The sequence below is a fragment of the Pseudoclavibacter sp. Z016 genome (genome assembly GCF_002931215.1).
Lineage (GTDB): Bacteria > Actinomycetota > Actinomycetes > Actinomycetales > Microbacteriaceae > Pseudoclavibacter.
Genome location: NZ_PSTU01000010.1, coordinates 75,734 through 89,751, shown reverse-complemented (window position 1 = coordinate 89,751; position 14,018 = coordinate 75,734). Strand labels below are relative to the sequence as shown.

Sequence of the window (14,018 nt, the reverse complement as noted above, 5' to 3'; positions counted from 1 at the left end):
CTTTCGCACTTCGGGATGGGTTGCAACCCATCCCGAAGTGCGAAAGCCATCCCGAAACGGGAGAAGAAGCCGATCAGAGGAAAGAAGCCACCTCGAGCGAAGCCACCTCGAGCGAAGCCACCGCGAGCGAAGCCACCTCGAGCAAAGCCACCTCGAGCGAAGCCGCCTCGAGCAAGGCCACCTCGAGGAAAGCGCCTGCGAGGAAAGCCACCGCGAGAAGGCGGTAGACCGGTAAACGCGCAGACGCAGACGCGCCCTCGCTCGGCTGAGCGGGGGCGCGTCTGGCGCCAGGCTTTGGGCGACTGGCTGCTGCTAGCCCTTGACCGCGATGTTCACGAGCTTCGGGGCCCGCACGATGATCTTGACGATCTCGCGGCCGTCGATGGCGGCCTGCACCTTCGGCGAAGAGATGGCGAGCTGCTCGAGCGACGCCTCGTCGATCGTCGGGGGCACATCGAGGCGGTGCCGCACCTTGCCGTTGATCTGGACGACCGCCGTCACCTGGTCCTGCGTGAGCAGCGAGCGAGCCGCGGTCGGCCACTTGACGTGCGAGATGCTGCCCTCGTGGCCGAGTCGCTCCCACATGTCCTCGGCCGCGTGCGGCGCGTACATGTCCAGCACAACCGCGATGGCCTCGGCGGCCTCGCGCACGGCGGGGTCAGCCGGGCCAGCACCCGAGTCGATGGCCTTGCGCGTCGCGTTGGTGAGCTCCATGAGGCGCGCGATCACGACGTTGAACTTGAAGCCGGAGGCCAGCTGCGGGATGTCGGCGAGGAAGCGGTGCGTCTCGCGGCGCAGACCACGGTCGCCCTCGCCGAAGTCGACGCCGACGGGGCTCGTGACCTCGCCGGAGATGCGCCAGGCGCGCGCCAGGAACTTGCCGGAGCCTGCGACGGAGACATCCGCCCAGTCGACGTCGTCTTCCGGCGGGCTCGCGAAGAGCATCGTCAGGCGCACGGCGTCGACGCCGTACTGGTCGAGCTCGGCCGAGAGGCTCACGACGTTGCCCTTGGACTTCGACATCTTCTTGCCGTCCATGACGACCATGCCCTGGTTGAGCAGTGCCGAGAAGGGTTCCGTGAAGTCGACGTGCCCGAGGTCGTAGAGCACCTTCGTGATGAAGCGCGCGTAGAGGAGGTGCAGGATGGCGTGCTCGACGCCGCCCACGTACTGGTCGACGGGTGCCCAGCTCGCGGCCGTCTTCTCGTCGAACGCGGCAAGCTCGTTGTTCGGCGAGAGGAAGCGGAGGAAGTACCAGGAGCTGTCGACGAACGTGTCCATCGTGTCGGTGTCGCGCAGCATCGGCTCGCCCGTCTCCGGGTCGACCGTGTTCACCCAGTCGGTCGCGCCGCCGAGGGGCGAGGCTCCCTTCGGGCGCAGGTCGAGCCCTTCGGCCTCGGGGAGGCGCACGGGCAGCTGGTCCAGCGGCACGGGAACCTCCTTGCCGTCCTCGCCGTGGAGGATCGGGATGGGCGTTCCCCAGTAGCGCTGGCGGGAGATGAGCCAGTCGCGGAGGCGGTAGTTCTTCGCGGCCCGGCCCGTGCCACGCTCGTCGAGGAGCTCGATTGCCGCCTGGATGCCCGAGCGCTTCGAGAGCCCGTCCAGCGGCCCCGAGTTGGTGAGGCGTCCGTCGCCGGACAGCGCCTCCCCGGTCTTGGCGGGGTGGAGGTCTTCGAACTCCGGCATCGACCCGTCTTCGGGGATGATCGGGATGACACCCGTGACGGCCTGCGTGACGTCGACGACCACCTTGACGGGCAGGTCGAACGCGCGTGCGAAGTCGAGGTCGCGCTGGTCGTGTGCGGGCACCGCCATGATCGCGCCCGTGCCGTAGTCGGCGAGCACGTAGTCGGCGGCCCAGATCGGCAGGCGCTCGCCGCTCAGGGGGTTGATAGCGAAGCGACCGAGGTCGACGCCGGTCTTGGGGCGGTCGCTCGACTGGCGGTCGATGGAGTCGAGCGCGCGGGTGTCGGCGAGGTACTTCGCGAAGCGCTCGCGAACCTCCTCGTCTGCGCCTTCGGCGAGCTCGGAGGCGAGGTCGGAATCGGGGGCCACGACCATGAACGTCGCGCCGTAGAGCGTGTCGGGGCGTGTCGTGAACACGGTGACGGGCTCATCCCGCCCCTCGACGACGAAGTCGACGTCAGCGCCGAGCGAGCGCCCGATCCAGTTGCGCTGCATCGTGATGACCTTCTGCGGCCAGTGCCCCTCGAGCTGGTTGAGGTCGTCGATGAGCCGGTCTGCGTAGTCGGTGATCTTGAAGTACCACTGGTTGAGCTTCTTCTTCACGACGATCGCGTCGCAGCGCTCGCAGTGCCCGTCGATGACCTGCTCGTTGGCGAGCACCGTCTGGTCGTTGGGGCACCAGTTCACGTCGGAGTACTTGCGGTACGCGAGACCTCGCTCGTACATCTGCAGGAACAGCCACTGGTTCCAGCGGTAGTACTCGGGGTCGGAGGTGTGGATGACGCGGTCCCAGTCGAAGGACGCCGCGTAGCGCTTCATCGAGGCGCGCTGCTGCGCGATGTTCTCGTACGTCCAGTCCTTGGGGTCGCCACCGTTCTTGATGGCGGCGTTCTCGGCCGGCAGCCCGAAGGAGTCCCAGCCGATGGGGTGCAGGACGTTGAAGCCCTGGTGGCGCCAGTAGCGAGCGACGGCGTCGCCGAGTGCGTACTGCTCGGCGTGCCCCATGTGCAGGTCGCCCGAGGGGTACGGGAACATGTCGAGGACGTACTTGCGCGGGCGATCGTCACCCTGGAGGTTCGTCGCGAAGGGCTGCAGCTTGTCCCACTCAGCCGACCACTTCGCCTCGAGAGCCTTGAAGTCGTATTCCTGGGGCTCAGCGCCTGTCGCTTCGGTCACAGATTTCTTCTTTCGCGTTGCCGGTTGCTGCACGGAGGGTGGTTCTCGTCGCGGTCGTCTGGCGTCGTCGCGAAGCGCGGGGCTCCTCGCGTCGGACACCAACGACCAAGACTACTCGCCGACGAGCCGAAGCGCGCGTGTGACGAGGGCGGGGTCGAGCGGGGTGTGCGAGATGATCACGACGGAGCGCTGGTCACCGGATGCAGCGAGCAGCTCGGCGACGAGCCTGTCGGCGAGACCCGGGTCGACGTTGGCCGTCGGCTCGTCGAGGATGAGGACCGGGAAGTCGGCCAGGAGGCCGCGGGCGAGCGCGATGCGCTGCGCCTGACCGCCGGAGACGAGCGCGCCGTGCTCGCCGACGCGCGCCTCCAGCCCACCCCGCTCGTCGAGCCATTCGCCGAGGCCGACTCGTTCGAGGACGGCGCTGAGCTCCTCGTCGTCGGCCTCCGGCTTGGCGAAGAGCAGGTTCTGCCTGATGCTCTCGTCGAAGATGTGGGGCCGTTGCTCGATGAGGCCGACGACGGACCGCACCTGCGCGGGCGCGTACGCCTTCGCCTCCACGCCGTTGACTCGGTACGAGCCCTCGTAGTCGAGGAACCGCACGAGCACGTTGGCGAGCGTCGTCTTGCCTGCGCCGGACTCGCCCTCGACCAGCAGCCGATCGCCGGGAGCCAGCTCGAGCGAGACGGAGCTGATCGCGGGCTCGGGCGCACCTGGCCACGCTGCCGAGACGTCTTCGAGGGTCAGCGTCACCGGCAGGCTCGGGTCGGCGCGAGGGGCGGGCAGCGGCTGAGCATCCGGGAGCTCCTTCGGCGCTGACGCCGGTGCCACATCGGCGACTCTGGCGGCGCTGGCCCTGACCTGGCGCCAGGCGGCGACCGCCTGCGGCACCTGCGCGAAGATCTCGAACAGGGCCATCGGCACAAGCGCGATGAGGGTGAGCATCGGCGCGAGCAGCGTGCCGTCGACGGTGGGGCCGATGCCGACGGCAAGCGCCCCCGCCGTCGCGAGGCCGGAGAAGAGCATGACGAGTCCGGCGACGGCGCCGCTCCCCCGTGCCCGCGAGACGAGCGCGTCGCGGAGTCTCGCGTCCGCGGCGTCCACCTCGGCGAGCTTCGCGTCGAGCGCCCCGTAGGCCTCGAGCGTCTCGAAATTGGAGACGGTCTCGTAGATGCGGTCGTTGAGGGCCGCCCGGAGCGGCGCGGCCTCGCGGTCGGCGCGTCCCGAGATCGCGAGATTGGTGGTGGTCGCGACGATCCCCGCGAGCACGAGGCAGATCGCGAGCACGAGTGCTGCCGGGGCGCTCACGAGCCAGATGCCGATGACGGCGAGCGTCGACGTGAGGCCCGCGATGATGAGCGGCTGCGCGACGCGCAGGGGCAGGAACTGCAGCTCGTCGACGTCGCTCACGAGTCGTGTCAGCAGGTCTCCCCGGCGGTGCGTGGCGAGGCCAGCGGGAGCCAGCGGGATGAGACGTTCGAGCACGCCGACGCGCAGCTCGGCGAGCTGCCGGAAGGACGCGTCGTGGCCGAGCAGCCGCTCGACGTAGCGGAAGGCCGCTCGCCCGATGGCGAAGGCACGCACGCCGACGATGGCGATGCCCAGGAGCAGGATGTGGATGATCTCCGACGCCCGGGTCAGCAGGTAGGCACTCGTCGCGAGGAGCGCCACGGCGCAGATCGCGCTGAGCAGGCCGATGGCGATCGAAGGCCACAGGCGCCGAGCGGAGGGCATCGCAAGACGGAGGATCCGCCGCTCGTCGTCGGAGACGCGTTGCCGGTTCCCGGTCATGCGTTCGCCACCGTCTCGAGTCGTTCGATGGTGTGCACCGAGTCGGCGGAGGCGACGAGCGCGCGCCGGTGGCTGACGACGAGCACGGCCCGTCCTTCCTGTGCCAGGCTCCGGAAGGCGGCAGCGATGCGCTGTTCCGTGTCGGCGTCGAGCGCCGAGCTCGGCTCGTCGAAGAGCACGACGGGGCAGTCGAGTCGGCGGGCGCGCAGGAGCGTGCGCGCGAGCGCGACGCGCTGCGACTGCCCACCGGACAGGCCCGCGCCCGCGACCCCGAGCATCCGTTCGCCGTCGAGGAACTCGAGGCCGGCATCGGCGAGGGCCGCACGGACCTCGTCTGGTGCTGCTTCCGGCTGGCCGAGTGCCACGTTCTCGGCGACGGTCCCCTCGATCAGCGAGGCCGACTGGCCCATCCAGGCGATCGCGGCCCTGCGGCGGTCGCCCGTGAGCTGCTCGCCGTCGATGGTCACGGCACCGGAGGCGCCCACGGTGCCGCGCGCGACGCCGAGCAGCGTCGACTTGCCGGCGCCTGAGGGGCCGACGATGGCCGTCACCTCGCCCGGAGGCACGACGAGGCTGTAGTCGCGGAGGACCGTGCGTCCCTCGTAGCCGACGGTGATGCCGGTGAAGGCGAGGCCTCGGTGCTGGAGGCCTGCACTGATCGGGCCACCTGCAGCAGCAGCAGCAGCGCGCGCATCGCTCGGCGTAGGCGCCCTCTCCGCTTCCTCGATGATCGAGAACACGTCGTCGGAGGCGGCGACGCCGTCCGCGGCCGCATGGAACTGAGCTCCGACCTGGCGCAGCGGCAGGTACACCTCGGGAGCGAGCAGCAGCACGAAGAGCCCGACCTCGAGCGTCATGTCGCGGTTGATGAGCTGGATGCCGATCGTGACGGCGATGAGGGCGACGGACAGGCTCGCCAGCAGCTCGAGCGCGAAGCCGGACATGAAGGAGAGCCGGAGGACCTTCATGGTCGCGACCCGATACCCGTCGGTGACCTCGCGGATGCGCGCCGGCTGGCGTTCCGCACGGCCGAAGATCTTGAGCGTCGACAGCCCTTCCACGACCTCGAGGAACCCGGTCGCGAGCGTCGACAGCGCAGTCCACTGCCGCTTCTGGACCTTCTCGGTCGCCCAGCCGATGAGGATCATGAAGACGGGGATGAGCGGCAGCGTGATGATGACCGTGATGGCGGATGGGAGGTCCCAGAGCGCCATCACGACGATCAGCACGGGAGCGGCGATCGCCGTCAGGATGAGCTGCGGGAGGTACTTGGCGAAGTACGTGTCGAGGGCGCCGAGGCCTGGGCCGGCAAGCGTCGTGAGCCGGGAGCTGGAGGTGCCCGTGAGCCAGGCAGGGCCGAGCTTCGCGATGGACGCGAGCAGCTTGGAGCGCAGCTCGCTCTTCACCTTCGCGGCCGCGCGTGCGGAGATGGCCTCCATGCCCCAGGTCGCCGCGCTTCTGACAGCGATCACGACGAGCAGGGCGCCGAACCACGGCAGCAGCTCCACGACGCGCTCGCCAGCGATCGCGGACACGATGAGGTGCGTGACGAGCCAGGCGAAGCCGATGATGGATGCGGTCTGGACAGCGCCGAGCGCCGCGCCGAGCACGAAGAAGCTTCGTGCCGACGCGGCGTGGCTCAGGAGGCGGGGGTCGAGGGGTTTCACGGGTCAGGCGGCGACGACCGCTGGCTCCTCGTGCGCGTCTCCCGTGATCGTCTTCCTGCTGATGCGCTTGCGGAAGACCCAGAAGGTCCAAGCCTGGTAGCCGAGGACGAACGGGACGATGATGAGCGCCGCCCAGCTCATGATGCCGAGCGTGTAGTCGCTGGACGAGCCGTTGGTGATCGTCAGCGGGTTGGAGGGGTCGAGCGTGTTGGGCAGCAGGTTCGGGAAGAGCGAGGCGAAGAGCGTCAGCACCGCTGCGGCCACGGTCAGCGCGCCGAGCGCGAAGGCGATGCCGTCACGCCCCAGCAGCGTGCTGATGTAGGAGCCGACGAACGCGAGGACGGCGACGAGCGCGAGGGCAAGACCTGCGACCGAGAAGTGCGCGACGACGGTCCAGCCGAGGAAGGCGATCGCGAGCACCGCGACGACGACGCCGACCTTCAGCGCGAGGGATCGTGCACGGTCGCGGATGTCACCTTCCGTCTTCCGAGTGATGAACACCAGCCCATGGTAGAAGAACAGCGTGAGCGTCGTGAGCCCGCCAAGCAGGGCGTACGGGTTCAGCAGGTCGAAGAACGAGCCGATGTAGTTGAAGTTCTCGTCGAGAGCGAGGCCCTGCGTGATGTTCGCGAACGCGACACCCCAGAGGAGGGCCGGGACGGCCGAGCCGACGAAGATCATCCAGTCGAACCACCTCGTCCATTCCACGCCCTTGCCCTGGTGGCGGTACTCGAACGAGACGCCGCGCACGATGAGCGCGAGCAGGATGAGCAGCAGCGGCAGGTAGAAGCCGGAGAAGATCGTCGCGTACCACTCCGGGAAGGACGCGAAGAGTGCCGCTCCGGCCACGATGACCCAGGTCTCGTTGAGGTCCCAGATGGGGCCGATCGTGTTGATGAGCACGCGTCGGTCGGTGTCGTCCTTGCCGATGAACGGGAGGGCGATGCCGACGCCGAAGTCGAAGCCGTCGAGCACGAAGTAGCCGACGAAGAAGAAGGCGACGATCCAGAACCAGAGGACTTGCAGATCCATCAGTAGACGCTCGCTTTCACCTTGACGGCGGCAACGTCATCGACGGTGCCATCTGCGTTGGAATCGAAACTCGGCGGGTCTTCCTGCGCGGCCTTCAGCAGCAGCTTGACCTCGACGACGGCGAGGATCGCGTAGACGAGCGTGAAGGCGACGAGCGAGATGAGCACGCTGAGTCCGCTCACGTTGGGCGAGACGCCCGCCTCCGTCTTGAGGAGGCCGAAGACCAGCCACGGCTGGCGGCCCATCTCGGTGAAGATCCAGCCGACCGTGATGCCGAGCGTCGGGAACAGCACCGTGAGGATCGCGAGGTTCCACATCCACTTCTTCGGCGGGTTCTTCGCCTTCTTGCGCGTGACCCAGAGACCGGCGACGGCGACCGCGATGGAGGCCATGCCGAAGCCCATCATCCAGCGGAACGCCCAGTAGGTGACCCAGATGACCGGGGCGTAGTCGCCAGGGCCGTAGAGCGCCGTGTACTGGGCCTGCAGGTCGTTGATGCCCTCGACGGTGCCGTCGAAGGTGTGCGTCGACAGGAAGGAGAGGAGGTAGGGGATGCGGATGGAGAACAGCTCGGACGAGCCGTCCGGGGTGCCCCACGTGAAGATCGAGAAGGAGGCGTCTGCGCCGGTCGCGGTCGTGTAGAGCGCCTCGGCCGCGGCCATCTTCATGGGCTGGGCCTCGACCATGGCGAGGCCCAGCTGGTCGCCGCTGAGCATCGTGCCGACGCCGCCGACGAGCATGAACCAGAGGCCGAACTTCAGCGCTGGCTGCATGACGTCGTGGTTCTGGTCGCGCTTCAGGTGCCAGGCGGCGGTCGCGATGATGATCGCCGCGCCCACCATGAGGGAGGCGAAGATCGTGTGCGGCAGCGCCGCCATCGCGACGGGGTTCGTGAGCACCGCGCCGAAGTCGACGAGCTCAGCTCGCCCGTTGGCCTCGTTCATCTCGTAGCCGACCGGGTTCTGCATGAACGCGTTGGCGGCGAGGATGAAGTAGGCGGAGGTCCACGTGCCGATCATCGTGAGCCAGATGGTCGCGAGGTGCAGCTTCGGCGGCAGCTTGTCCCAGCCGAAGATCCACAGGCCGATGAACGTGGCCTCGAGGAAGAAGGCGACGAGCCCCTCGAACGCGAGCGGCGCACCGAAGACGTCGCCGACGAAGCGCGAGTAGTCGGACCAGTTCATGCCGAACTGGAACTCCTGCACGATGCCGGTCACGACGCCCATGGCGAAGTTGATCAGGAACATCTTGCCGAAGAGCTTCGTGAGGCGAAGGTAGGTGACCTTGCCCGTGCGGACCCAGGCCGTCTGCCAGATGGCGATGGCGAGGACCAGCCCAAGAGTGACGGGCACGAAGAGGAAGTGGTAGATGGTCGTGACACCGAACTGCCACCGCGCGAGTATGAGTGGATCCAGCAGGGCGTCCACAGTGCCTCCTGATGCGTCTGAGGTTGGGCGTGATGCCCCGGGATCGCAGCGCGACTCCTGGCCCAATGCTACGCCGCCCCGACTACTACATCGTGTCGAATAGGACACCCTAAGTTCTGCTGTTTTCGCCTTCGGATCAGGTACTTCTACATATTGTAGTGGATGTAACGAAATGATAACGGAGGGGAATCTCCAGGGATGCCAAAGTTCGGGCCCTAGAGTCTGCGACATGGATGCGGGGAGCAGAGCATGAACGAGCTGATCGAGACCGCCCTCCAGTACATCGAGTCCGTGCCTCCGGTGTGGCGGATCGTGCTGGTCGGCGTCGCGATCCTGCTCGAGACGAGCGTGCTCATCGGCCTCATAGTGCCCGGCGAGACGGTCCTGCTCGCCCTGAGCACCGGCATCGACGCACCGCTCCCCTGGGTCCTGACGATCGCAGCCTCCATCGTGGGCGCGCTGCTCGGCGAATCCTTCGGGTTCTGGCTCGGTCGCACGTTCGGCCCGAGGATCCGAGCGTCACGCGTCGGCCGGTGGCTCGGCGACGAACGATGGCAGCGTGCGGAACTCCTCATCCAGCGTCGCGGCGGCCCCGCAGTCCTCATCTCCCGCTTCCTGCCCGTGCTCCACTCACTCGTGCCGCTGACGGCAGGGATGGGCGGCATGCGCTACCGCCGCTTCCTCGCCTGGACCATCCCCGCCTGCGTCATCTGGTCGACGGCCTACGTGAGCGCCGCAGCCGGAGCCTCCGCGAGCTTCCGCGAGCTCTCGTCGTCACTGCATTGGGCTGGCTACCTCTTCGTCGGCGTCATCGTCGTGTTCCTCCTGATCATGTGGCTGGTCAAGCGCGCCGTCGGCAAGGTCATGAACCGCGATCTCGACGAAGCGAACGCGCAGGCTGCCGCTGCATCAGCCGCCTCCGACGCCCCGACGGGCCACGACGGCTCAGACGCCGAGACCGCGGGCGTGCGAGGATGAGCGGGTGACGCCGACCTCCGACGCCCAGTCCCCGCTCGAGCGCTGGCTTCTGAGCCTCAAGCCCGTCAGGGCCGTGATCGACAACGCCTTCCGCATCGAGGACCGAGTGCGCCTCGTGCGCGTGAAGCTCGTCCGCAAGCGCGGCTATCTCACGGTCCTCGAGCCCTATACCGGGTACGGGACAACGTCCTGGGTTCGCGCCCTCGCGCGGGTCCACATGGCGCCTCCAGGCAACCGGCGCCGATTCAGCCTCTCCAGGCTGCTCAGGCGCAAGCGCCGCGAATCGGTCGTCCGCGGATGGCGGAGCTTCGCGCGCGTCTCCGCAGGCAACGTCCCCGCGACCGTCATCATCGACGGCGTTCGGCACTCGGTCAAAGCCGACCGCGGCGGCATCGTGGACATCAACCTGCCCGCGAACCTCAAGCCCGGGTGGAACACCATCACGTTCGAGAGCTTCGACCGCCAGACGAGCACCGCGCCTGTCTTCATCGTCGCCGACGAGCAGCGCGTCGGGCTGCTCTCCGACATCGACGACACCGTCATGGTGACGGCGCTGCCTCGTCCGATGCTCGCAGCCTGGAACACCTTCGTCCTCGACGTGCACGCGCGCACACCGACCCCGGGCATGAGCGTGCTCTCCGAGCGCATCCTGACCTCATTCGGGCGCAGCGAGACCCCCGTCGTCTACCTGTCGACGGGCCCCTGGAACGTCGCCCCGACGCTCGCGCGCTTCCTCGGGCGAAACCTCTACCCCGCCGGTCCGCTCCTGCTCACCGACTGGGGGCCAACCCCGGATCGCATCTTCCGCTCCGGGCTCGAGCACAAGGTCTCCAACCTCGACCGCCTCGCGCGGGAGTTCCCGGACATCAAGTGGATCCTCGTCGGCGACGACGGACAGCATGACGAGCAGATCTACGGCGAGTTCACGAGCCGCCACCCAGATCGTGTGCTCGCGATCGCCATCCGTCAGCTGTCCACCAGCGAGGCAGTGCTGGCGGGTGGACGCGCGGCCAGTGCGCACTGGCGCAAGAACGCGCCCATTCCGTGGGTCTACGCTCCGGACGGCGCGGGACTCGCCAAGCAGCTGACCGAAGCTGGCATCCTGCCCGACCTCACGCAGGCACCGGCACAGGCACCCGACGCGACCCGCTAGGCGGGCTCCTCCCGCGGGGATTGCGCCCTACCCAGGGCGAGCGTGAAGTTCAGGGAGTCCATCTCCGAGTACGGGCGGTACATGCCGTTAAAGACCCTCGAGCCCTCCGGAGTCAGGATCACCCGCACCCCGAGCCACTCGGCGACGTCGTCGCGCACGAGCGGAGTCCCGATCTCGCAGCTGGCGAAGTCGATGAGCTCGCCGCCCTCACCCTGCACGACGAGCCTCGCGTCCTCACCCTCGAAGACGAGCTGCGGGTTCCGGAAGCTGACGTCGAGCATGCCGCCGTGCCCGGTGAGGCGAACGGCTCCGGTGAAGGAGGCGCTGCCCATGGGGGCGTCGCCGGCCAGCCACGCCGAGTCGGTGGCTCCGCGCGGGTAGGCGAACTCCTCGTCGTCGACGAACGCGCCACCCTCGAGCAGCACCTTGCCGCCGGAGCGACGCACGTACTCGACGAAGGACGACTTGATCGGCCATCGCAGTTCCCCGCGCCAGAGCTCCATGCCCCCCACGCTAGCCCGCCTCGAATTCGAAGCGCCAGCGTCAATCTGCTCTCGTTACTTCGAGAGCAGCAGCGAGACGACGAAGATGACCGGAACAGACAGGAACGTCGACGCCAGGATCGCTTCGCGCGCGACCCTCATCCCCACCCCGTAGTTGCTGGCGTAGGTGAAGACGTTCTGCGCGGAGGGCAGGGCCGCGGTGACGACCACGATGAGCAGAGCCGCCCCATCGAGGCCGAAGAGCCACGCCCCGATGAGCCAGGCGAGCGCCGGATGCACGAATACCTTGAGCACGGTGGCCACGATCGCAGGAGCCCGCTCTGGCTCCCGGAAGGGGATCGCGTTGCCCCACAGGGACATGCCGAACGCGAGCAGCATGGCAGGAACGCTCATGCCCCCCAGCAGCTCGAGCGGATCGAGCAGGAAGGGCGGGATGGTGATGCCGGATGCGCTCACGACGATGCCGGCGAGCGCACCGATGACGATGGGGTTCCGGAACGGACGCAGCACGATCTGCCACCAGCGGAGCCTCGGCGCGTCCTCGGCCCGCGAGGCGATATCGAGCAGGGTCATGAAGATGGGACCCATGATGAGCTGCTGTCCGAGCATCACCGGAGCGACCAGCGTCGCATCACCGAGGACATACACGGCGATGGGGATGCCGAGGTTGCCGGCATTGACGTAGCTTGCCGCCATCGCACCTGAGGTCGTCGTGCCGAGCCCCCACTTGCGCAGCGCGCCGATGGCGCCGTACACGAGTGCCACGGCGGTCATCGCGATCGCGGTCACGACGAACTGGCTCGAGTAGAGGACCTCGAGGTGCGCGTCTGCCATGAGCGTGAAGAGCAGCGCCGGCGTCGCCACGTTGAACGCGAGCTTCGAGAGGCCGGTCTGCCCGGTCTGCCCGAGCACGCCACTGCGTGCCAGGAACACGCCCACCGTGACGATGACGGCGATGACCGCGAATCCCTGAAGAACATTCATAGCTGTCGAAATCGTATCCTGCCCGCACCAGCCACCAGTCCGCTCTGAGGTGCCGTCATTCGCTCCCGAGCGTCCGAGTGGCATTCCGGCGGGCCGCGGGATCGGCAACCGAAATCCCTTCGGCTGTGCGTGACCTCGTCGTGTCGTCACCTAGTGTTCGGGGAATTCGGCACCGACTTCGGCCTTCTGGACGAACCTGGATTCAAATCACCGGATAATCATCTAGCATGTATTCGCTCTGCATTAAACGAAGGGGATCCACATGGCTCGGAAAGTCATCTATCAGCTCGTCGACGACATCGACTCGAGTTCACTCGCCGAAGGCGAAGGCGAGACCGTCCAATTCGCCCTCGACGGAACCGACTACGAAATCGATCTCTCGGACGCGAACGCCAAGAAGCTGCGCGACGCGCTCGCTGACTACGTGTCGGCGGCCCGCACGGTAGCGAAGACCCGCAAGAACAAGTCGACGGGTTCCAGCTCCAGCCGTCCGAAGCGCGACCTCGCGGCAATTCGTGCCTGGGCTCGCGCTGAAGGACACAAGATCTCCGACCGAGGCCGCATTCCCGGCTCGATCATCGAGGACTTCGAAGCGGCGAACTCCTAAGCTGCGGGACTGAGCGGCCGCAGGGGCAACCCGGAACGGACCGCACGCAGAGAAGAGGGCCAGACGGCGAATGCCGTCCGGCCCTCCTTTCGTCACTCACCCGCCGCATTCACGACTTCTTCCCCATGAAAACGCTCGGGAAACGCGGCAGCGAGACGCCCTACTTGGCGACGATGGTCGGCGTCTCGAGGTGCGCGAGGACCCCGTGGCTCACGGAACCCAGCAGGAGACGAGCGAAGGTGCCGCGTCCACGACTGCCGACGACCACGAGCGACGCCGAAGGGGCGGCATCGACGATCGCCATGTCCGGGATGCCCTCCACGACCACCGGCGTGATCTCGAGATCCGGGTAGCGCCCCCGCAGCCCGGCGAGGGCCAGTGAGAGCGTCTCCTCCGCCGAGAGGCGGAGCTCATCGAAGAAGTCGCCGGTCACGATGACGCCGCCGCCGTAGACGTTCGGGGCGTGCCAGGCGTGCACCGGGATGAGCGGCTCTCCGCTCAGGCTCGCCTCCTCAGCCGCCACGGCAAGAGCGTGCTCCGAGAGGTCGGAGCCGTCGACCCCGACCACCACCCCGCGCCGGCCCGAGAGATCGACATCGGGGATCACGGCGACCGGAGATTCGCTGGCTGCGGCCACGCGCACGCTGTGCGTGCCACTCGCCCGCCCTGAGGACTCCCCCCGGTTGCTGCCGACCACAAGGAGGCTGGACGTCTTGGACAGCTCCGTGAGGGTCTCGATGATGGCGCCGGTCATGACGGCCGTCTCGACCTCGAGCGCCGCGTCCACGGCAAGCGCCGCCTCCGCGGCCTCCTGGAGGATGCGAGCCGCAGCGCTCTCCGCTTCGATGAGGAGGTCTGGGTTTCCGGCCCCCGCGATCCTCGGATCGACGATGTGCACGAGCTTCAGACGTTTCCGACCGCGAGATGCTCGCGCGGCCGCCCATCGCGTGGCGACGATTCCAGGCTGGTTTCCGGCGACTCCGACGGTGATGTTCTCGCTCATACCCGAATGCT

The 14,018-nt window shown here is 67.8% G+C and carries 11 protein-coding genes; 3 read left to right on the top strand and 8 right to left on the bottom strand.

Going from position 1 to position 14,018, the window contains the following annotated elements; translation table 11 throughout:
- Positions 1–312 precede the first annotated feature (312 nt).
- The 5 genes from leuS to C5B99_RS05870 form a co-directional block, all read right to left on the bottom strand.
- Positions 313–2,862, bottom strand: a complete 2,550-nt coding sequence (gene leuS, locus C5B99_RS05890; RefSeq protein WP_104240856.1) for a leucine--tRNA ligase — start codon at positions 2,860–2,862, stop codon at positions 313–315.
- A gap of 111 nt (positions 2,863–2,973) precedes the next feature.
- Complete coding sequence (gene cydC, locus C5B99_RS05885; RefSeq protein ID WP_104240855.1) at positions 2,974–4,653, bottom strand: thiol reductant ABC exporter subunit CydC; 1,680 nt, start codon at positions 4,651–4,653, stop codon at positions 2,974–2,976.
- Positions 4,650–6,320: a thiol reductant ABC exporter subunit CydD gene (cydD, locus tag C5B99_RS05880; RefSeq protein ID WP_104240854.1), complete on the bottom strand. Its 1,671-nt coding sequence runs from the start codon at positions 6,318–6,320 to the stop codon at positions 4,650–4,652. Before cydD ends, cydC begins: the two co-directional genes overlap by 4 nt.
- Before the next feature lie 3 nt (positions 6,321–6,323).
- Complete coding sequence (cydB, locus tag C5B99_RS05875) at positions 6,324–7,352, bottom strand: cytochrome d ubiquinol oxidase subunit II (RefSeq protein ID WP_104240853.1); 1,029 nt, start codon at positions 7,350–7,352, stop codon at positions 6,324–6,326.
- Complete coding sequence (locus C5B99_RS05870; RefSeq protein ID WP_104240852.1) at positions 7,352–8,779, bottom strand: cytochrome ubiquinol oxidase subunit I; 1,428 nt, start codon at positions 8,777–8,779, stop codon at positions 7,352–7,354. Before C5B99_RS05870 ends, cydB begins: the two co-directional genes overlap by 1 nt.
- 249 nt (positions 8,780–9,028) lie before the next feature.
- Between C5B99_RS05870 and C5B99_RS05865 the strand changes: the two genes are divergently transcribed.
- A complete protein-coding gene (locus C5B99_RS05865) occupies positions 9,029–9,757 on the top strand; it encodes a DedA family protein (protein WP_104240851.1) in 729 nt (242 codons plus the stop codon).
- A gap of 4 nt (positions 9,758–9,761) precedes the next feature.
- The gene (locus tag C5B99_RS05860; protein ID WP_308471580.1) at positions 9,762–10,910 is read left to right on the top strand and encodes a phosphatase domain-containing protein; all 1,149 of its coding nucleotides are present in this window, start codon (positions 9,762–9,764) and stop codon (positions 10,908–10,910) included.
- Here C5B99_RS05860 and C5B99_RS05855 read toward each other — a convergent pair.
- Both C5B99_RS05855 and C5B99_RS05850 read right to left on the bottom strand, forming a co-directional pair.
- Positions 10,907–11,413, bottom strand: coding sequence for an HtaA domain-containing protein (locus C5B99_RS05855; protein WP_104240850.1), 507 nt, complete (start codon positions 11,411–11,413; stop codon positions 10,907–10,909). The genes C5B99_RS05860 and C5B99_RS05855 overlap by 4 nt on opposite strands.
- A gap of 54 nt (positions 11,414–11,467) precedes the next feature.
- Positions 11,468–12,397 (bottom strand): AEC family transporter, encoded by a 930-nt coding sequence (locus tag C5B99_RS05850; RefSeq protein WP_104240849.1) that lies wholly within the window; start codon positions 12,395–12,397, stop codon positions 11,468–11,470.
- Positions 12,398–12,659: 262 nt separating this feature from the next.
- On the opposite strand from C5B99_RS05850, the gene C5B99_RS05845 reads away from it, so the two are divergent.
- Complete coding sequence (locus C5B99_RS05845) at positions 12,660–13,004, top strand: Lsr2 family protein (protein WP_104240848.1); 345 nt, start codon at positions 12,660–12,662, stop codon at positions 13,002–13,004.
- A gap of 160 nt (positions 13,005–13,164) precedes the next feature.
- Here C5B99_RS05845 and C5B99_RS05840 read toward each other — a convergent pair whose 3' ends face one another.
- A complete protein-coding gene (locus tag C5B99_RS05840; protein ID WP_104240847.1) occupies positions 13,165–14,007 on the bottom strand; it encodes a universal stress protein in 843 nt (280 codons plus the stop codon).
- Between the last annotated feature and the right edge of the window lie 11 nt (positions 14,008–14,018).

What these genes read in the sequence shown, in the direction of transcription:
- C5B99_RS05840 (WP_104240847.1), bottom strand. Translation starts at nt 14,007, where the DNA reads ATGAGCGAGAACATCACCGTCGGAGTCGCCGGAAACCAGCCTGGAATC.
- cydC (WP_104240855.1), bottom strand. Translation starts at nt 4,653, where the DNA reads ATGACCGGGAACCGGCAACGCGTCTCCGACGACGAGCGGCGGATCCTC.
- C5B99_RS05850 (WP_104240849.1), bottom strand. Translation starts at nt 12,397, where the DNA reads ATGAATGTTCTTCAGGGATTCGCGGTCATCGCCGTCATCGTCACGGTG.
- C5B99_RS05865 (WP_104240851.1), top strand. Translation starts at nt 9,029, where the DNA reads ATGAACGAGCTGATCGAGACCGCCCTCCAGTACATCGAGTCCGTGCCT.
- cydB (WP_104240853.1), bottom strand. Translation starts at nt 7,352, where the DNA reads ATGGATCTGCAAGTCCTCTGGTTCTGGATCGTCGCCTTCTTCTTCGTC.
- C5B99_RS05855 (WP_104240850.1), bottom strand. Translation starts at nt 11,413, where the DNA reads ATGGAGCTCTGGCGCGGGGAACTGCGATGGCCGATCAAGTCGTCCTTC.
- C5B99_RS05845 (WP_104240848.1), top strand. Translation starts at nt 12,660, where the DNA reads ATGGCTCGGAAAGTCATCTATCAGCTCGTCGACGACATCGACTCGAGT.